The organism is Prochlorococcus marinus str. MIT 0912 (assembly GCF_027359595.1).
GTDB classification, from domain to species: domain Bacteria; phylum Cyanobacteriota; class Cyanobacteriia; order PCC-6307; family Cyanobiaceae; genus Prochlorococcus_B; species Prochlorococcus_B marinus_C.
The window spans coordinates 68,411-87,775 of the sequence record NZ_CP114783.1 but is presented as its reverse complement, the minus strand read 5'-3'; the positions used below and the strand labels follow the sequence as shown (position 1 = coordinate 87,775).

The window sequence follows — 19,365 nt, the reverse complement described above, 5'->3', positions numbered from 1 at the left end:
GGGAAAATTAAATTAAATTAAATTTAGGGCCTGCTCAAAATCCTCCAAAATATCATCAATATGTTCTATACCAACAGACACTCTTACCATAGTCGGAGTAACGCCTGCGGACAACTGTTCTTCAGGAGATAGTTGTTGATGAGTTGTTGAAGCAGGGTGAATTACCAATGTCTTTGCATCACCTACATTTGCTAGATGACTGGAAAGTTTCAAAGAGTTTATAAACGTTACTGCATCATCAAAACCACCTTTGAGAGAGAAAATCAACATGGAGCCTTTCCCTCTATTGGTCATATAAGAAGAAGCTCTTGAATGGTATTTATCCGATGGCAATCCTGGATAACTAACATTCTCAACTTTTGAATGATCGTCTAACCACTTAGCCAATGAAAGGGAATTAGAGCAATGTCGTTCTATTCTTAAACTTAAAGTTTCTAATCCTTGAAGCAATAAAAATGAATTAAATGGACTAATTGCAGGCCCCCAATCTCGTAATCCCTCTAGCCTAGCTCTTAAAGCAAAAGCAATATTTCGATCTGCAGGAACTCCAAGCATTCCACAAATATCACTCCCAAATCCAAAAGCATCCCAATGAACCAAACCATGATAAGCAGCACTGGGTTGACTCATTAAAGGATATTTTCCATTTCCCCAATCAAAAGTTCCTGCATCAACAATTACCCCTCCAAGACTAGTTCCATGACCTCCTATCCATTTTGTAGCGCTTTGTACAACCACATCTGCCCCATGTTCAATAGGCCGAATTAAAGCTCCAGCAGCACCAAGAGTGTTATCAACTATTAAAGGAATATTTTTCGATTTAGCTAATTTCGAGAGCCCCTCAAAATCAGGAATATTAAACCTAGGATTACCCATGGACTCTACATAAATTGCTTTTGTAGATGAATCAATTTGTTTTTCAAAGCTTTCTGCATCATCACCATCAGCGAACTTGACATTGATTCCTAAGCGTGGAAATTGAACTTTAAACTGGTTGTAGCTACCACCATACAAAAACGAGGTTGATACAAAGCTATCTCCTGCCGTAAGGAAGTTTGAAATAGCTATGAATTGTGCAGACTGTCCTGATGCTGTAGCTAAAGCAGCTACTCCTCCTTCAAGTGCTGCAATTCTTTTTTCAAAAACATCCGTTGTAGGATTCATTAAGCGTGTATAGATATTTCCAAATTCCTTTAAACCAAATAAGTTCGCTCCATGATCTACATCGTTAAAAACATATGAACTTGTCTGATAAATAGGAACCGCCCTAGAATTGGTAACAGGGTCTGGTACTTGGCCTGCATGCAATTGAAGAGTTTCAAATCGTTGGGAAGTCAAAGAATTAATTATCTCTAATTTCTTTTTAGCCACATAAGTTGAGAATTGGCTACTTAATTTACCCAATCATTAGGAGGTAAAGATTTATCTGACTCAGAGAGAGATGGTAAATTTTCTTTTATAAATGATAAAAGTTTTTGATTGACTTTTTTACGGAATTCTAGAACGTTTGATTTATCAATAATTTGATAGTCTTGATTATTTTCATAATCACTATCCCTAAGCGATCGCCAGCTAGAGTTCTCGCCACTTGATTTGGCATTTTCCAAAGCCCCTTGGAAATCAAATTGCTTTGTAATAACTGATTCTTTATAGTTTTCCAAAGCTGTTTTGACTAAATCCTCTCTAATAGGACCAATTAATTTGGCTTTAATCGTATCCGGTAAGCCTAAGACTGGTTCAAAGTAATCAATTACTCTCAATTCCTCCTCTAGAAAAATAGGCCAAATTCCTCTCATACCATCGTCCAATTTTTCATTAGACTCAAATTCATTCATTTCATTCAGAAAAAACTGAATCCAGCAATAATATGACTTTTCTTTGAGAGGTTTTTTAACTGAAACTTTGTTTTTAGAAATTTCAGGCAATAAAGATTCAGCTTTTCTTAGAAACAACCTATCTTCTCTCTCTAAATTTATGGAGCCCCACCTTTGCCTGTAATCCCATAATTCAATATATTTGTACAAATCTTCCTGATTCCAACCTAATTGTTTAAGTTCATCAGCCCTATGGGTTAATTCCTTTGCCACAAGAAAAAATAAATATCAATTTTACTTTAGTGACAAGTTGGGCTTTATGAAAACCCTAAACAATTTTTTGTACATCTGAGACAAAAGTTGGGTTTGAAGAAATCCCAATTTCATGCAGTGATTTTGACAAAGTAGGAAGTTGAGTAACGAAACTAGAAAGTAATCGGTATTGAACCTCAGCTCTGTAAAGATTATGAGTTTGATATTTTATTTTGAAATACCTATTTGATTGTAAAAAGTCGTTAAGAAATCTAATAGTTAATTCAACTATTAGCAAATAAATAAATTCGGGAAGGAGATCAAATCTGTAATCACCATTTTTATTAGTTATTGAGAAATAACCTGAAAGAAAATATTTAAAACAATTAATATCAAAATATACATTCTCTATATTATCTGGATCCTCACCGGCCTTGTTACAAATCGAACGAATACAATCAGCTAAATCAGTAAGTAAATAACCAGAAGATACCGTATCAAGGTCAATCAATGAAACAACATATTTATATTGAATATCAAAAAGAAAATTACTTAACTTAGGATCACCATGTATTAAACTAGGTTGTATTAACTTTCTCTTCAAATATCCTAATAAAGATTCAACATATAAAATATGATTAGATAAGCTAAAAATTAAATATTGAACTCTTTTTTTTACATTAACATCTAATTTAATGAAATTATAATCTTTAATAATCATATTAAATTGTTCTAGATAGTAGTTTGTATTATGAAAATCTTTAATAGTATTTTCTAATTTTTTAAGATCGATATCGGAGCATATTCTATGAAACTTAGCCAGACCTAGACCTGTTTGATATGCCATTCGATTATTATCTAAAATATCAAAGCTAATAGTATGGTCTATATATTCCATAGCTCGCCAAATATCTGAACAAAAAGGGAGCGCAAAAAGATTATTAGAATTGCACTTAATTAAACATGGAGTCTCCCATCTATGGTTATCAGATTTAAGATGTTTTTTTTTTGTTTTATTTTTAATATGATCAGTTATTAATTTATGATTAATATTAATTCTCTCATAGGATTCAAATATATTACTAATACACTGCAAAATAAATTTAGACTTTTTCCCATTAATTAAATGTTCAATAAGAAACGTTTTATTTATAAGGCCAGATTCTATAAATTCTATCTTTAAAACTTTACTACGCTCAAAAAAATTCTTAGTAATTAAATTTATTTTTTCAAAATCCATAGAGTTTTTTTATAGATTAGATTTTATTAAATAAGTTTCCATATAATCAATAACTCTATCATAAATCGGTTTATCTTCAATTCCTAGAGGATTATCAAAGCCAGTCCCAGTTAACTCAAAAAGTAATTTATCTTCATCAATTAGTGCCTTTGTTAGAAAATCTATAGAAGTTTTTAAATGGAAATTATTTAGCGCATCAGATATTTTCTTGCTCTGGAAAGACTTGACAGATTCTTGACAATAATTAGCCAATTCACGGCTACTTGTCATAACATTATAAATATATTTTTTAATTTCATTAGGACCCATTATACACATATATAAAAGATTAATCATTGAGGAATTATTCAAGGGTATTGCATATTTTCTTAAGATATCTGGCCAATAATTTAAAGAATTTATTCCTTCTAAAGCTCCACGCTTAAGACCTGATTGCTCGCACCATTCTATAAACTCATCTACACCTTTTGGACATCTTTTATACTCAATCATTTTTTCAGCTAGAACTTCACCAGCTTGAAAATTTCTAGTTGGCTTCCCGCTTACAGGCAACATCATGCTGCCTCTCACATCGGCAACCATAGCTGTCAATTGAGTAAATGTATGATCTCGTACCTGAACTAAATCTCCATCCTTCAGATAGGACGCCTCTATTCGTTGAACACTATATCCAAGTTCAGTAATAGGAAAAGGTTGTTTTCTATATAAATCCTCTCTATCTGCTCGACTCATGGAAACGTAGGCAGCCTGATCTAGGCATTGATCTAATAATAGAGTTAATAAAGTTGGCAGCAATCCAGGATTATTCTTATGAAAAGTATGCCCAAAACCCGCCAATATTGAAGATATATTTTTAGCAGCTTTTATGTATTGCCCCTCAACATTATGTATACCTGCGGAAACTTGAATATTTGGTGAAATTTTATTTAATAATTTCGCACCTAATATTGCATTCATAGCATCTGGATGACAGAAATTAGCCGTAAAACTATCTAATGGATTTCGAAGAGCTCCGTGTCGATGAAACCCTGAAAAGAAAGCGAGATTATTTAATTTCTCACACAATACGAAAGATTCATTCAAATTATCATCATGGCAAAATGAGCCGACCAAGCATGCAATTAAAACATTATCTCGATTAAGTTCTTTTCTGAGTTTAAATGCTAAATTAACGTCGTTTATTATATGTTTACTGTTTGAACTCAAAACAACTAATTCACAGTTAATTATTAAATCATTAAGAGTATTATATCTTCCTGATTTATCACTATTTGAAATTGCCATAGATTCAATCTTATTTTTTATGTCATTATCCATTTCAGAGAGATCAATATCAGAAAAAGCCCCGAAAAGTTCTCTACCTTCTCTAGGGGCCAATAGAATGTTTAAGCCTTCATTTTGCAACGCACAGTTATAAGCAAGAGAAGCTGGATACAAGCCGACACTGTAAAATCCAACTTTTCCGTTCAAAACCTCTCTAATTCTTATAGCAATAGGCTCACTTGAATAAGGCTCAGCAAAGAAGCTATTACTTAAATTCTTATTAAACACAGTTTATTTGCATTCTATTACATTATATACAGTAATAAGAAACTTTTAGAATAGTTTTTATTATACTGAATATATATCTATATACTTATTTAAGAATAATACTTACCAAGAAAGTGTATATTCATTTGAACTGGAGTAAACTAATATTTAAAAGCTTCTTTTATGAAAATGTTTAAGACTAAAGAAGAAGTTATTGACACTATAATAAATGAAAAAAATATCCTAATAGTTCAGGATCTTGACGGCGTTTGTATTCCACTAGTACAGGACCCACTCAAAAGGGAAATCAACAAAGAATATGTGAAGGACGTTTCAAGATTAAAAGAGAAGTTTGCAGTACTAACCTGCGGGGAGCATGAAGGCAGAAGAGGAGTTAATCGTTTAGTAGAGAAGGCACTTAATTCAAAAACAATAGCGAAAGAAAGTGGTTTTTACTTACCTGGACTTGCGGCGTGCGGAGTTGAATATCAAGATAGGTTTAGTAATTTATCCTATCCAGGTCTCAAAAATAGTGAGATTAACTTTTTAGCAGAAGTTCCAAAGATGATGCGATCAATGTTAACTCATGAATTAAAAGAATTCTTACCAAACCTTTCAGATGAATTAAGAAATAAATTAATTGATGTAGCTGTATGTGACACACGCTTTACTCCCACTTTAAACTTTAATGAAATTTTTAGCTTCGTTAAAAATGATTTTCAAAAAGTAAAAGATTTGCAATTGATTATGCAAAAAATAATGAATAATTTACTAGAAAATTCTAAACATTTTGAATTAGATAACTCTTTTTACCTGCATTTGATGCCAAACCTAGGAATAAGGGATGGTAAAGAAATAATAAAATATTCCACTCAAAATGAATTCGGGACAACAGATATTCAGTTCATTATCAAGGGTGCAATAAAAGAAGCAGGTCTTTTATTGCTATTAAATAAATACATAGCAAACAAAACTGGCCTTTATCCTTTCGGTGAAAACTTCAACGTCAGGAATGCCCCAAAGACACATAATAAATTAATAGAGCTATGCAGAGATAAAATTCCTAGTGATCAAATGCCAATGCTAATAGGTGTTGGCGATACAGTAACCTCGGTTAAAGATAATAAAGATAATTCTTGGTTAAGAGGTGGAAGTGATAGAGGATTCTTAACTTTGATCCAAAGGCTGGGGAAATCATATAAGAAAGATAATCAGGTTTTATTCGTTAACAGCTGTAACGATCAGGTATTAAGACCAAGAATTACTGGGACTGATATGAGAGGTATTAGTGATCCTCATGATAATTTAAAATTCAATATGGTTATTAACGATGGTCCAAAAGAATATATAAAGTGGTTTAAACAATTAGCTAGTAACTTTTAGCTTATTATTTAAAAAAGTTATAAAATATTCGCACTTTAATAAATGTTTTAACTATAATGAATATTATGCTCGACATATGTAGATCTTTATGGAGATAACTAAAACAAAATTCCCAAAAATCAATAGAGAAAATCTTGATACTTTGCAAATAAATATAGGTTATAAATGTAATCAAGCTTGCAGTCATTGTCACGTTGATTCAAGTCCAAGTAGAACAGAAATGATGAGCGATGATGTTATAAATCTTATACCTAAAGTTATAAAAGCTAACAACATTAATTTACTAGATATTACTGGAGGAGCCCCAGAACTTCATCCTAAATTTAAACAACTAGTAGAAGAAGTACGTAGTCTTAATGTTGAAGTAATGGACAGATGTAATCTAACAATACTTACTGAGCCAGGTTATGAAGATTTAGCAAGTTTTTTAGCATCAAATAAAGTACAAATAACAGCATCACTCCCTTGTTATCTCGAGGGAAATGTAGACAAACAAAGAGGTAAAGGTGTTTTTGAAAAAAGTATATTAGCTCTTAAGCAGCTTAACACTTTTGGTTACGGCATCAAAGATAATGATCTACTTTTGAATCTAGTCTATAATCCAAGCGGTCCGCAACTTCCACCATCACAAAAAGAATTAGAAAATATTTATAGACGAGAACTAAAAGAAAGGTATGGTATTTTTTTCTCGAATTTATTTGTTTTAGCTAATATGCCAATTAATAGATATGAAAACTACTTAAAGATAATTGGGAAATTAGAAGAGTATAATAAATTACTAAAAGATAATCATAATCCAGGAAATCTTAACTCAGTTATGTGTAGAACAACTCTTAGTGTTGATTGGAAAGGTTATCTATATGATTGTGATTTTAATCAACAGCTTGGAATGAAGAAAAATGGTAACGTTAAGCACTTGAATGATCTATTGATTCCTCTTGTCTCTTTAAAGAATAATCCTATTTCAATAGGGAATCATTGTTTTGGCTGTACTGCTGGAGCTGGTTCAAGTTGTGGTGGAGAATTAAGCTAAAAAAGTTTATTGGTTAAGACAAATCGGACATAGTGCTCTTACATTTAACGAGGACTCCAATAATTTAAATCCGAAATTTTTAGCTGCTGATTTGCCAGCATTAATAACTTCATTATTTTCAAACTCTTCTGTTCTTCCACAGCGAATACAAATCAAATGATGATGATCTGGATGATCGTGACTAAGCAATTCAAATCTATTTCCTCCTTCACTTAAATCAAGTTCATTAAGAAAAGTCATCTTGACCAAGAGTCTCAAAGTTCTATAAATTGTCGCAAGAGAAACTTTGTCTCCAGAAGCTGTCAATTTGGAATGCACCTCCTCCGCACTGAGATGTATTCCTGAACCAATCTCCTCAAATAACGAAAGAACCTTTTTCCTTTGTGGGGTCATTCTTTTACCATCTGAACGAAGTCCAGATTCAAAAGGAGAAGGATGAGTACGATAAGAAGAGGGGGAAACCAATATAAGCTTGTTTTCTCAATAGTTTAGCGTAATGAGAACAGCTTGCAACAGGGTTTGGATTACTCAACGTATTTTAGTTATAAAAAGCTCTAAATTATTTAAATGATTTATATTTAATTAAAATAAAAGAAATTCTGAAATGGAGAAATTTTTAAAAAATAATCCCACCACAAAAACTAATAATCAAATATTAGAAGAGGATGAAACATTACTACTTATAGTAGATGTTCAACAAAAGCTTATAAACAATATTAAAGACAATCAACTATTGATATTTAATATAAAAAAGCTTATCGATACTTGTAATTTACTTAATGTACGCATTGCTATTACGGAACAAAATCCATTAAAACTTGGGAGGACTATAGAATCAATTATAGATAATAATGAATATCCTAGATTTGAAAAAATGGAATTTAGTTGTAGTAAGAATAATAACTTTATAAATTATATAAATGAATATAATTATAAAAATATAATAGTTTGCGGAATTGAAAGTCATATATGTATTCTTCAGACATCAATTGATCTTTTACAAAAAGGTTTAAACATACTCATCCCAAGAGATGGTATTGGAAGTAGAAATGAAATAGATAATGATACTGCTTTTTTAAGGCTTATATTATCTGGTGCTGTTGCATCTACGACTGAAAGTCTTATATGTGAATTATGTAAGACCTCTGATAGAAAAGAATTTAGGGGGGTTAGTAAAATTTTAAAAAAATCATTTTCAAATTAAATAATTAGAAAATATCTAGACAAATCATTTTTTTCAGGCAATCTGAAGAAAAGTAATCTGAAATCATGGATGATTTTTATAAAAACATAATTATTTCATTACTTACTTTTAGCATAGGTTGCATTATTTCCCTGGTAAGCCCAAAAATCCTAAAAAAGGCATTAAGGAGAATAACCTCAGCAACACAAAGCAAAACTGATGACTACATAGCTAGTCTTTTAATCGAGACTATTAAACCTTTAGGTTTAATTTTAAGTTTCATAGTTGCATGGAAAGTCTTACTAATTGGTGGAATATTAGATAAGACATTAATTGGTATTAGTAAGTTCCTATGCCTTATTTATATTGTCAGATTTGTAAATAGAGTATTTTTGAAAATAATACAAAGATGGGCAAGCAAAATCGATGATAAATCTATCAGTGAAATGATTCGTTCACTTAGTCCAATGGTTGGGGCATCTGTTTGGAGTCTGGGAGTTATTTTTTATCTTCAAAACATGGGTGTCCAAATGGCAGCCATTTGGGCTCTTTTAAGTGCAGGAGGTATAGGAGCTGGACTCGCTTTAAAAGAACCAGTTCAAGAGTTCTTCGAATACATAACGATCCTCCTAGACAAACCATTTCAAAGTGGACAATTTATTCATATTGATGGCATCTGGGCAAAAGTTGAGAGCGTGGGTGTCAGATCCACACGCCTAAGAAGTATTAACGGAGAAGCAATAGTAATGAGCAATAGCAGACTCACAAATGGAGTAATCTCAAATTATGCTGAGATGAAGAGAAGAAGACTTGTTCATAAATTAGGTGTGGTCTATGAAACTACATATGAACAAACAAAAAGCATACCCATGATGATAAAACATATCGTTGATAAAACTGAAAATGCAATCTTCGACCGATGTCATTTTATCGAATTTGCAAATAGCAGTCTTGATTTTGAACTTGTTTATTACATTCCTACAAGTGATTATCTTCAAGCAATGTCAGCTCAACAAGAAATTAATCTAGAAATAATGAAGAAGTTCCAAAATGAAAATATTATCTTCGCATATCCAACCCAAACAATTCATGTAAATAAATAAGAGATATTTATCTAAGTATCTTATCTATTAGAGATTTAGATAGATCCCATAAATCATCTGATAAATCTCCTCTTTGTGCATCATTACTAATTTCCGTTTCTTCAAAAATAAATTTGCCTGATGAAATAATTTTATTACTATAATAATTGAAACCAGGTTTTCTATATTTACATAAACAAGCTAGATTGCTTAGAAGTAAACCTGCATTTTTATTTGATGTTGTTATTCTTAAAACATCTCGAGCTAAAAAAGCAAATAACTTTTGTCCTAATTGATTGTATTTTCTGCTGTACCTAAAAAATCCTTGGTTATCTCTAGAGATAACCAAGCCTGGAGCCCATGCAATAACTGGAATTGATAATTTCATGCTCATCAAATTATTACTTAACTTTCTAGCAAAAAGAATATTACATAATTTACTATCTTTATATGCTTTATCAGCATTAAATTTATTTCCATCAATCATTTCAAACCCTGCACCAGATTCTAATCCTTTTAAGTTTCCCAAGCTTGCCTTAGCTCCTACTTTACCTCCACCACTGTTAGGATTATGAACTTCTGAAGAAGTAATAATTATTTTCGGATCATTGTTCTTATCAATTAAAGGTAAAATCTTTTCTGTGAGATAAAAATGTGATAAATGATTGACTGCAAAAGTTAATTCAATGCCCTGAGTTGACATCCTAGGTGTTTTTGATCCTGTATATTGAAGACCGGCATTCAAAATTAAAATATCGATATTCACGCGTCTATTCTTAAGTTCAGCACAAAGAGAATCAATGCTTTTCAAATCAGAAAGATCCATTATAGGAGTAACAATCTTACCTTCCTTAGATAATTCAACTGAAGATTGATTAAGTATATTAGTCAATACTTCATTGGCTCTAGATATATTTTTACAAGGTAAGATTATATTATGACCAAGGGAAATTAAATTTAAGACTGCTTGATAACCAATACCTGATGAACCACCAGTTATAAAAATAGATAAAGGTTTATCTTTTTTGGAGATATTTGATTTTTCATTCATAAATTTTTAATTATACTATTAATTGATTTTGGAATTAAATTGTTTATTATTTCAATTTTCAATCAAAAAAACTTCAGATATACTTAAAAACAAAATAAAATCATTAGGTTGATAAAAAACATTAATACAATTCATTGATAATGCCATCACGAGCTATTCTTGATTCTATAGGCATAGGTGTTTAAAGTGGTAATCCAGAGAGGCAATCAAATAACTAAATTCTATTCTAAGAAATTAAATCCTATTTTTCTAAACCAATTAAAAGGAAATATGTATGTTCCTCAAGGGCAACCATGACTACTAGTGCATTAAAAGATGCTCTAGTACTCGGATCAGGTCCAGGGGCTTTATCAATAGCGGCAGCATTAGCGAGTGAAAATTTAAATGTTGAAATCTTATCGGAGCAATCGCCGGACGAACCTTGGCCCTTTACTTATGGGATTTGGGGTGAAGAGGTTGACGAGCTTGGTCTAAGTCATTTACTTGAACATAGATGGGTGAACACCATTAGTTATTTTGGTGAGGGAGACAAGGATCCAAATTCTAAAAAGAATGCCGTTACGAAACATAATAGAGATTATGGACTTTTTGATAAAAACAAATTACAAGCTTATTGGTTGGAGCAATGCAATAAGGCTGAAATAGAATGGCATAAAGGATCAGCAATCAACTTAGAAACGCATCAATTAACTAGCACAGTCAAAACATCTAATGGAAATGAACTTAATGCTCGAGTGGTAATTGACGCTACTGGCTATAAACCTGTTTTTATTAAGTCTCCTAATCAAGGGCCAGTAGCCGTTCAAACTTGTTACGGGATAGTAGGAGAGTTCAACGCACCTCCTGTCGACAAAGACCAATTTGTTCTAATGGATTATCGTTGTGACCACTTGGATCCAGAGGAGAGAAAAGAAGCTCCAACGTTTTTATACGCTATGGATATGGGTAATGGAAAGTTTTTCTTAGAAGAAACATCTTTAGGGTTATTTCCTCCAGTCTCTCTTAATGAGTTAAAAAGAAGACTGGAAAAAAGATTAGAGACTCGGGGTTTAGAAATAAAAAGTCTTGAGCATGAAGAGCATGGTTCATATTTGCCAATGAACATGCCTATCCCTGATCTAACTCAGCCTGTCCTTGGATTTGGCGGTTCTGCTGGAATGGTACATCCCGCATCGGGATACATGGTTGGCAGCCTTTTAAGAAGAGCTCCTAAAGTTGCTAAAGCGCTTTCATTAGCAATGAAAGACCCAAAAGCATCGTCAGCTTCATTGGCAAAGAAAGGTTGGGAAACATTATGGCCATCAGAACTTAGAAGAAAACAAGCTATTTATAAATTTGGGTTAGAAAAGTTGATGAGATTCGAAGAGAAGTTACTAAGAGGTTTTTTTGTAGAATTTTTTAGTTTACCGAATAAACAATGGTATGGATTCCTTACAAATACACTTAGTCTTAAAGAACTGATATCGGCAATGTGGAAGATGTTTAGAAAATCACCATGGACTATCAAACAAGGATTAATGAATATGCATGGTAGAGAATTAAATTTATTATTGAAAGCATTAATAATTAAAAATAAATGAGAAAAATACTTATTAGTGGAGCAACTAGAGGTATAGGTAAAGCGATAGCATTAAAATTACTTAAAGAAGGACATTCAATAAGCTTAGGAGTTAGAGAAAGAGAAGACTTATTAAATACACCCTTAGATCCAAAATTAAATACTTCGAATAGTTTTTTGGTACACACCTATGATGCAACTGATCAAAATTCATCAAAGAAATGGGTAGAGAAAACCATCGAAACTTTTAAAGGTATTGATACAATTATTCATTGCGCTGGTATATTCAAAAGGACAAATTTATTATTTAATGATAATGAAATTAAAGATATTGAAGATATATGGAAAGTTAATGTGATGGGGCCATGGATATTAACAAAAGATGCCTGGAAGTATTTATGCCTTAGTAATAAACCACGAATTATTGTATTGGTATCAATGAGTGGAAAACGATCAAAAGGTAATTTAGCTAGTTATTCAATGAGTAAATTCGCTTTAATGAGCTTATGCCAAACAATGAGAAATGAAGGATGGGAAAAAGGTATTAGAGTTACAGCTATTTGCCCAGGCTGGGTAAATACAGACATGGCAAAAGAAATAAATCATTTTCCCAAAAAAGATATGATACAGACAAATGATATTGCAAGTATTTGTTCAAATTTACTTAATTTACCAAATAGTTCTGTTCCTTTTGAACTTGCACTCAATTGTCAACTTGAAACAACCATTTAAAAGAAAAGGCATATTCTTGTTAAATAGGGTTAGTGGTTTTCTTAAATGTATTTAATACTCCCAGAAATGCCTTACGAAGATACTTATGAAAATAATTCCTATAAAAACCACCTATAGCCTTTCCTACTGAATACGTTCTTTGTATTAGACCTACTATAAAATTAAACAACCACAAACAAACCAAAACTGTAAGAGCCAAAGAAGCGATTGAGTAAACCTTATTAAGCTGTTCTTGTATCGGTTCTAAAAATTGAAGATAGTCAGAAATGTTCATACTCGCTAAAGGTCATTACCTATTAAATATCTTTATAGCTATGATTTGATAATCAAGCAATAATTTATAAATTATTGTATAGAGATAAAAAATAATTATTTAGATTAAAAAGCAATTGAAAAGCGTGAAAAAGTATATAAAACATATGCAATTGAGATCATAGAAATAGCTATCAAAAGTCCTTTAAACCTGTTGGAGACTGTCGAAAAAAGTGTAAGATCATCGGTGTCGTATCCTCCGAAACTACCAAGAATTGCAAGTGTCCACATAGGGAGAGAGGCAAATACTATTGAAAGAAAAAGACTAAATATAAACAACTTGTTAATAAGGAATGAAATCAGAAAAGTTATAGATGCGAAAAAGAAAGAACCATTTAATCCTATTCTTAACTCGTCATTTAAGCTTTTTGGAAAATTACTTTTACCTTCTAAATGTTTCTTACAGTTATTAACTTCTGATTCAGACAAACGAAAATAGTTCGTATCCGGAATTCTTTTTTTCTTATATAGCCTTAACAACCTTACCTCAAAAGATTTGGGATCATTAGTTTTGAAAGAAGAAATTATTTCACCCGGTTTCATTTTACTAGCTTCACTTGTCAAATCAGTGGTACAACCAAGTTTATATAAATCACCATTTTTCATTAAATAGACAAATCCTGACATAATCTAAATTTCTTGATAAATGAAGGGTTTGGATTATAAAAATAATGGATTATATTTTTATAGTAAAATATAATTTCCAAAGAAAATCATAAAAGATATACTTATAAGGTATGTTCTATTTACGACTTATAGGATTGAAAAATCATATCTAGGCATAGGGTTCAAAATGATTTTAACAGGAAAATTATGAAGCACAATATTCTATATAGCTTTAGACGATGTCCTTACGCAATTAGAGCTAGATGGGCTTTAATAAATACAAATCAAGTAGTGGAGTTAAGAGAAGTCGACCTAAAGAACAAGCCTCATGAATTAATTCAAATTTCTAAAAAAGCAACTGTACCCGTATTAAAGACTAGTTTAAATAAAGTAATTGATGAGAGTTTAGACATTATGGTCTGGAGTATTGAAAGATCAAATATGCATGCATTATTTGGTAATAATAAAAACTTAAAAGAAATATTTAATCTTATAGAAACAAATGATCAAGTATTTAAATATCATTTGGATCGTTTTAAATATGCATCTAGATTCAATCTTGAAGAATCAGAAACTCATCGTGCTGCGGGCATGAAAATACTTGTATCTTTAAATAACAGGTTAAAAGAATTTTCAAGCAAAGGGAAACCGCTATTTCTTGTTGATGCAAAAGAGACCTTAGCTGATTGGGCTATCTGGCCATTTGTCAGGCAATTTAGAATAGCGGACATAAAAAAGTTTGATCAAAACCAAGAAATCCAATTTTTACGTAACTGGTTAAGTTATTTTTTTACCCATGAAAAATATCCATTAGTTATGAAGAAAAATGAACCATGGAGAAAGCAAAATAAGCCTCTAATTTTTGGACAATAAAGTAGGGAACTATTCTGAACTCCTTCTTTTATCAATGATTCTTGATAACTCTAAAAAATAACCAGCTGTACAAAATTTACCTAAGTTTCTATCTCTATTTCCTATATCACTCCTAAACTCTGCAGTCTCTGCCATGACTAAATCCAACTGATCCTGAGGCAACTCATATAGTTCTCTTAATTCAACCTCTTTTCCAAGTAGATGACTTTTAAACCATTTTTCTTTTAATTCTTGAGGGGGGATTTCTTTGTAAATTTGTCGGTTCATATAAAGAAGGGTAATCGTTTATTAAAACTAATACTTATATAAATTATAACTTTAAAAAAGTCTATTAATTTTTATGCTGAGACTTTTGTATATTTTGACTGCAAGGATATTGCTACTAAGCATAAAGACAATGAAATTAATCCACAAAATTCTGTCCATCCTTTAAGCCCAAAATTACTAATAAACAAAGGTGCTATTACAGTAATTAGGCCTCCAGAAAGAAGTGGTTGAAGAAATAATTGCTTAATAGAAAATACAGGTAAGGTATTAGTAGAATTTCTAGGATCAGCCAATCTCAAAAGTAATAGTCCACTAGCTGCAACTCCTGTTGAATTTCCAAACTCTGCTATTGCTCTTGCAAACCATTCTTCTCTAAAAAATAATCTAGAAAAAATCAACATCCCTGCAAGATTCCAAATCAATCCACCAATAGCTAAAATCGTTATTGGAATCCAGTAGTTAACCAATAAAGGTAAATTCAAACCGGCCATGGCGGTAATTATTAGTAAATCTGTGGAAAGTATGCCAATCTCACGTTGAAAAAGTGATGAGACTAATTTAGTATTTCCAGTTTTTTCTAATAAAAATCTTGTAAAAAATGAACCCAACAAAGCCAGTGGAAATACTGGGAAAGCTAATATCACCTGCTTACTTATATCACTCAAATAAGTAGAAGATAGCCTTAAACAATAGAGTAAAAATATTCCAACCAGTACAGCTAATCCTGCTAAAGCAAAATTATATAAAAGCAACTTAAGTTGTTCAATTGGTTTAAATTCCAATTCAATGTCATTTAAATCATTTGTTATCTCTTGTTCAGCTGGTACTAGCCATCCCAAAAATCTACCTAGGACAACTAAACCGCTCCCTAGCAAAGTAGAAGCAAGTAAACCAACAGTTGCCATTGCGAATCCCAGATCTAACCCCTCAGGGAAGCCTAACTTCATAAAACTATCCCCCATTATTGCCGCAGCTCCATGTCCTCCTTCAAAACCAATTTCAATAATGCATCCCATCAGTGGATCTACCCCTAAATAAGGAAGCAGAAATGACAAAACAATTATCCCACCAACAACATATTGTCCGAAGCCTAGTAAAAGTCCAAGCAATGCCTGCGAAGCAACTGGTTTCCATAAAGCACTAATTCTTGGAATAGGTCTTCCTAGCATTAATGTTGCAAAGACCAAAGTAAGCAGTGGTGTTGGTAATTGCATCCAAGTATTCAGAACCCTCTCTGGCAATAATGAAAAAGGTCCATAAGGACCAATTAAGAAACCTAATGCTCCAACTAAAAGGGCTATGGGGATACCAAATCTTTCCAACTTCATCGCAGTATCCAATCTTCTACCAAGGGTTATAAGAATACCTATAATTCCAAGCAAACCTAAGGAAAGGACTAATGTTGGGATTGCATTAGTTTTATATAGGTCTTCCAAACCTAAAAACGACAGACTCATCTATTAACAAGGTTACGGAAGTAAATCAAAACCCCAAAAAAATAATATCCCATATGTATATTTAACATCGAAAGTAAATTTGATTCTTATCATATCTCAATTAAATCATTTAGTTAGCTCTAATTATTAGTAAATATTAGAACAATCTATAATCAGAAATTAATTAGATAAATATTTTAGAAATATTTATCTAATAAGAAACTTCATTAATTATCATTGTTATTACTGACTTATTGATAAATAGAAACCATTAAAAAAGCCCCAAGGATTTGGGGCTTTTTTATTAGTTAAATTTATTTAACTATTTCAATGATACTGAAGCAGTATCAAGATTACTTAAAGCACCAGTTACTCGCTTGAAATCGAATCCCATTGCCCTAAGAGCATGCCATAGATGACCTTGAATAAAGAAGAATCCAAAGTAATAATGAACATTGGCTAGCCAAGCACGAGATGTATGAGCACCATTTGGAAGATCTACAGTATCAATCCAATAAGGAGAGATTCCAAATTTAAGTGCTAATGGTTCTCCAAACCATTCAACAGGGTAAACAGTGGTATTTGTTGCACTCCAGAATGCTGCGACAACTGCCATCCAGCCAATACCTGCTAGTGACCAAGAAAGAATAGCTTCTGCAGAAAGAAGCCCAGCTCCTTTGAACTTCGTATATTCTCCAACTTGCTTAGTAGCAATATGGAAAGCACCACCAGTAATTTCTAAGAAAGCCAAGAAAGCATGACCACCCATAACATCTTCCAAACTATCAATAGTTAGGAAGTCAAACTGATGATCCCAGATATGACTCAAGTTAAGGTCGTATTCAACCTGACGAATAGCACCAATAGCAGGATCATAGATTCCATGAATTCGCGCCCATTCAACAAACCAAATACATGCAACACCGAAGAAAATCAAATGATGTCCAAGGATGAAAGTCTGGTTATCTGGGTTGTCCCATTCAAGCTTGAATTTTCTGGCCTGTGGCACAGAAGATTCCTGCATGTCACTGGAGAAAAGAAGAGAGTGCATCAATCCACCTGCTCCATAAGCCATGGATCCAACTAGATGACACACAGCAACGGCAACAACCGCACTTCCACCAACAAAGGCTCCAGTTTCATCGAAACCTATACCCAAAGCTGCTAAATGAGGAAGCGCAATTAAAGGCTGATGACCCATTGGTACGGAAGGGTCAAATCGAGCCAATTCAAATAACGTGAAGGCACCAGCCCAGAAAGCAATCAAACCGGTATGAGCGGCATGTGCTGCAATAAATTTGCCTGAACGGTTGGTGACCCCTGAGTTACCAGCCCACCACCCGTAGGTGACTGCTGAATTTCCATAGGTCTGCATTAGAAGTTCTATTTTTCAAAACCGAACAGAGAATACTGCAATTTCATCGAATACTCATGTAAGAGAAAGAATATGTAAATTTTTTTATTATTTAATTTAACTCTGCTATGCAAATAAAAAAATATCAAAAAGAGCGGGTTTTAAACATTAAGAAAAAGGCAGCCAAGGACATACAAAAACAAAATCAAGAAAATTGACTAACAATGGGTTTCTAATTAAAGAATTAATTGATACATAAAAAGAATTTATATCAGGCATTCCAGACCAATTGATTCTCAGAATCCATATAAATACATGCAAATATGTAATTAATATAAAAGATTAATTTGTTCTGTTTATTTATAACTAATAAATAATTAAATCCTTTTGGATAAAAATCATGAACTTCAACCGACTTCATAGTCTAGAGATGGAGACAGAAGACCACTATAGAAAAAAAGCGAATGTTTATAGAACATCGCCCGAATACGGAAAAATGATTTCTCTTTATCCAATTCTCGAGACGTCTATCAAAGATTGTAAAGGTGAAAATTTAGTGGCTTAGAAAAATATTTATAAAAACAAAAAAAATTACAGCTTTTTGTTTTTCTTTAAGCTGCTATTTGATCAACAGAGGCACTATTAGCTTTCCAGGAATCAATAACTTCTTTACATCCGCTTATAAAATAGAAAACTTTTGGCTTCCATGGTAACTGAGTAGGATCATTTGAACTTCTCCAGTGAGATCCTGGCTTTAAATACCCCCTCTCTCTCAATACCTCTAAAGATTGTTCATCAACTCTTAAAATCTCACTAGCTTCTTTCTCTGATAACCACATTGATTGTTCTATCATGCTTTAACTTGTTAGTATCTTTTTTTAACGTAAAAAGCCAAGCAAAGGAAGCCACTAAGCAAGCTCAAGAAATCAACTTCTTAAACAAGTAATAATTAAATTATACTTAATTCCGTTAATAAATTATTTAGGATTGTCAAACCAAGGCCTTATGGCATTTTTATCTATAGGCATTGTTAAACCGGAATCTAAAGATGGACAAGAAAAATCAGTAGTTGTAAACTTACTTTTATTATTATCTAATTTAGAATATTCCAGATGAGTTATTTCATCCCATCCAGACTTCCAATTAGATGAGTCAATCAATTTAGACCAAGAGACTTTTAATACTACACTAGAATCTAAAACGGACATCAAAACAACCCATTCCTTTGGTGATTCGCCACCATAATTTATTGCAACAAAATGCACTTGACCATCAATAGGAAGCTTGCTAGTCCATGCTTTTACTGGAGGCCAAATCATAAAATTAAAATGTCAGGCCTCTGAACAAATAGAACACATTTTTTTATCATCTTTTATATTAATTTTCAGAACAGGTTGTTAACTATTTTTCTTTGTTATTTTAATATATTCTTCTCTGATTGATTTCAGCAATTCCTTTTTCTTTCTCATGATTTTATTCTTTTCTTTAAAATCTATTTGAAGTCTTTCTTCCTTTGTTAAACTCATCCATTTTTTCATATCTAGTTTTTGGTCAGATTTTTCCTGAATTTTTTTTTTCTTCTTTTTGAAAATAAATTTAAAGAACATTATGTTTTGTAAAATCAAATAAATAAAACCTTGATTAAATTTAGCTTATTTA

The 19,365-nt window shown here is 32.1% G+C and carries 21 protein-coding genes; 7 read left to right on the top strand and 14 right to left on the bottom strand.

Annotated features, from left to right (window positions below; translation table 11 throughout):
- Window positions 1-12 precede the first annotated feature (12 nt).
- Genes O5640_RS00420 through O5640_RS00405 form a run of 4 tightly spaced genes read right to left on the bottom strand, consistent with a single transcriptional unit; the run spans window position 13 to window position 4,857 of the window.
- On the bottom strand, window positions 13-1,338 hold the full coding sequence (locus tag O5640_RS00420) for an O-acetylhomoserine aminocarboxypropyltransferase/cysteine synthase family protein (RefSeq protein WP_269613859.1): 1,326 nt from the start codon (window positions 1,336-1,338) through the stop codon (window positions 13-15).
- A 53-nt stretch (window positions 1,339-1,391) separates the two neighbouring features.
- Window positions 1,392-2,087 carry a hypothetical protein gene (locus tag O5640_RS00415; RefSeq protein ID WP_269612579.1) on the bottom strand — a complete coding sequence of 232 codons (696 nt, stop codon included), beginning with the start codon at window positions 2,085-2,087 and terminating at the stop codon, window positions 1,392-1,394.
- A gap of 55 nt (window positions 2,088-2,142) precedes the next feature.
- Window positions 2,143-3,306, bottom strand: a complete 1,164-nt coding sequence (locus O5640_RS00410) for an aminoglycoside phosphotransferase family protein (RefSeq protein WP_269612577.1) — start codon at window positions 3,304-3,306, stop codon at window positions 2,143-2,145.
- A 9-nt stretch (window positions 3,307-3,315) separates the two neighbouring features.
- Complete coding sequence (locus O5640_RS00405) at window positions 3,316-4,857, bottom strand: hypothetical protein (protein ID WP_269612576.1); 1,542 nt, start codon at window positions 4,855-4,857, stop codon at window positions 3,316-3,318.
- Window positions 4,858-5,025: 168 nt separating this feature from the next.
- Here O5640_RS00405 and stpA point away from each other — a divergent pair, with 168 nt between their 5' ends.
- Complete coding sequence (gene stpA / locus O5640_RS00400) at window positions 5,026-6,219, top strand: glucosylglycerol 3-phosphatase (protein ID WP_269612574.1); 1,194 nt, start codon at window positions 5,026-5,028, stop codon at window positions 6,217-6,219.
- Between the two features lie 88 nt (window positions 6,220-6,307).
- Window positions 6,308-7,252 (top strand): arsenosugar biosynthesis radical SAM (seleno)protein ArsS, encoded by a 945-nt coding sequence (gene arsS, locus O5640_RS00395; protein WP_269612572.1) that lies wholly within the window; start codon window positions 6,308-6,310, stop codon window positions 7,250-7,252.
- A 6-nt stretch (window positions 7,253-7,258) separates the two neighbouring features.
- On the opposite strand, the gene O5640_RS00390 is transcribed toward arsS, so the two are convergent.
- Window positions 7,259-7,717, bottom strand: a complete 459-nt coding sequence (locus O5640_RS00390) for a Fur family transcriptional regulator (protein ID WP_269612571.1) — start codon at window positions 7,715-7,717, stop codon at window positions 7,259-7,261.
- Window positions 7,718-7,856: 139 nt separating this feature from the next.
- On the opposite strand from O5640_RS00390, the gene O5640_RS00385 reads away from it, so the two are divergent.
- Window positions 7,857-8,456 carry an isochorismatase family protein gene (locus O5640_RS00385; RefSeq protein ID WP_269612570.1) on the top strand — a complete coding sequence of 200 codons (600 nt, stop codon included), beginning with the start codon at window positions 7,857-7,859 and terminating at the stop codon, window positions 8,454-8,456.
- Window positions 8,457-8,521: 65 nt separating this feature from the next.
- Window positions 8,522-9,538: a mechanosensitive ion channel family protein gene (locus tag O5640_RS00380; RefSeq protein ID WP_269612569.1), complete on the top strand. Its 1,017-nt coding sequence runs from the start codon at window positions 8,522-8,524 to the stop codon at window positions 9,536-9,538.
- Window positions 9,539-9,545: 7 nt separating this feature from the next.
- Here O5640_RS00380 and O5640_RS00375 read toward each other — a convergent pair whose 3' ends face one another.
- Entirely contained in the window at window positions 9,546-10,568 is a 1,023-nt protein-coding gene (locus O5640_RS00375; protein ID WP_269612568.1) for an SDR family NAD(P)-dependent oxidoreductase, read from the bottom strand.
- A gap of 293 nt (window positions 10,569-10,861) precedes the next feature.
- On the opposite strand from O5640_RS00375, the gene crtL reads away from it, so the two are divergent.
- Together crtL and O5640_RS00365 are read left to right on the top strand one after the other, a co-directional pair.
- The gene (gene crtL, locus O5640_RS00370) at window positions 10,862-12,148 is read left to right on the top strand and encodes a lycopene beta cyclase (RefSeq protein WP_269612567.1); all 1,287 of its coding nucleotides are present in this window, start codon (window positions 10,862-10,864) and stop codon (window positions 12,146-12,148) included.
- Complete coding sequence (locus tag O5640_RS00365; RefSeq protein ID WP_269612565.1) at window positions 12,145-12,858, top strand: SDR family NAD(P)-dependent oxidoreductase; 714 nt, start codon at window positions 12,145-12,147, stop codon at window positions 12,856-12,858. Before crtL ends, O5640_RS00365 begins: the two co-directional genes overlap by 4 nt.
- 19 nt (window positions 12,859-12,877) lie before the next feature.
- On the opposite strand, the gene O5640_RS00360 is transcribed toward O5640_RS00365, so the two are convergent.
- Complete coding sequence (locus tag O5640_RS00360; protein ID WP_269612564.1) at window positions 12,878-13,132, bottom strand: hypothetical protein; 255 nt, start codon at window positions 13,130-13,132, stop codon at window positions 12,878-12,880.
- Between the two features lie 104 nt (window positions 13,133-13,236).
- Window positions 13,237-13,797, bottom strand: coding sequence for a GIY-YIG nuclease family protein (locus O5640_RS00355; RefSeq protein WP_269612563.1), 561 nt, complete (start codon window positions 13,795-13,797; stop codon window positions 13,237-13,239).
- A gap of 186 nt (window positions 13,798-13,983) precedes the next feature.
- On the opposite strand from O5640_RS00355, the gene O5640_RS00350 reads away from it, so the two are divergent.
- Entirely contained in the window at window positions 13,984-14,649 is a 666-nt protein-coding gene (locus O5640_RS00350) for a glutathione S-transferase (RefSeq protein ID WP_269612562.1), read from the top strand.
- A 9-nt stretch (window positions 14,650-14,658) separates the two neighbouring features.
- Here the strand turns inward: O5640_RS00350 and O5640_RS00345 are convergent, their stop codons facing one another.
- From O5640_RS00345 to O5640_RS00320, 6 genes are all read right to left on the bottom strand, one after another.
- Window positions 14,659-14,916, bottom strand: a complete 258-nt coding sequence (locus tag O5640_RS00345) for a hypothetical protein (RefSeq protein WP_269612561.1) — start codon at window positions 14,914-14,916, stop codon at window positions 14,659-14,661.
- A 71-nt stretch (window positions 14,917-14,987) separates the two neighbouring features.
- Window positions 14,988-16,373, bottom strand: a complete 1,386-nt coding sequence (locus tag O5640_RS00340; protein WP_269612560.1) for a sodium/glutamate symporter — start codon at window positions 16,371-16,373, stop codon at window positions 14,988-14,990.
- Between the two features lie 301 nt (window positions 16,374-16,674).
- Window positions 16,675-17,727 carry a chlorophyll a/b binding light-harvesting protein gene (locus O5640_RS00335; protein ID WP_269612559.1) on the bottom strand — a complete coding sequence of 351 codons (1,053 nt, stop codon included), beginning with the start codon at window positions 17,725-17,727 and terminating at the stop codon, window positions 16,675-16,677.
- Between the two features lie 590 nt (window positions 17,728-18,317).
- Window positions 18,318-18,560 carry a hypothetical protein gene (locus O5640_RS00330; protein ID WP_269612558.1) on the bottom strand — a complete coding sequence of 81 codons (243 nt, stop codon included), beginning with the start codon at window positions 18,558-18,560 and terminating at the stop codon, window positions 18,318-18,320.
- 123 nt (window positions 18,561-18,683) lie between these two features.
- Complete coding sequence (locus O5640_RS00325) at window positions 18,684-19,025, bottom strand: TIGR02450 family Trp-rich protein (RefSeq protein WP_269612557.1); 342 nt, start codon at window positions 19,023-19,025, stop codon at window positions 18,684-18,686.
- A gap of 78 nt (window positions 19,026-19,103) precedes the next feature.
- On the bottom strand, window positions 19,104-19,331 hold the full coding sequence (locus O5640_RS00320; RefSeq protein WP_269612556.1) for a hypothetical protein: 228 nt from the start codon (window positions 19,329-19,331) through the stop codon (window positions 19,104-19,106).
- Between the last annotated feature and the right edge of the window lie 34 nt (window positions 19,332-19,365).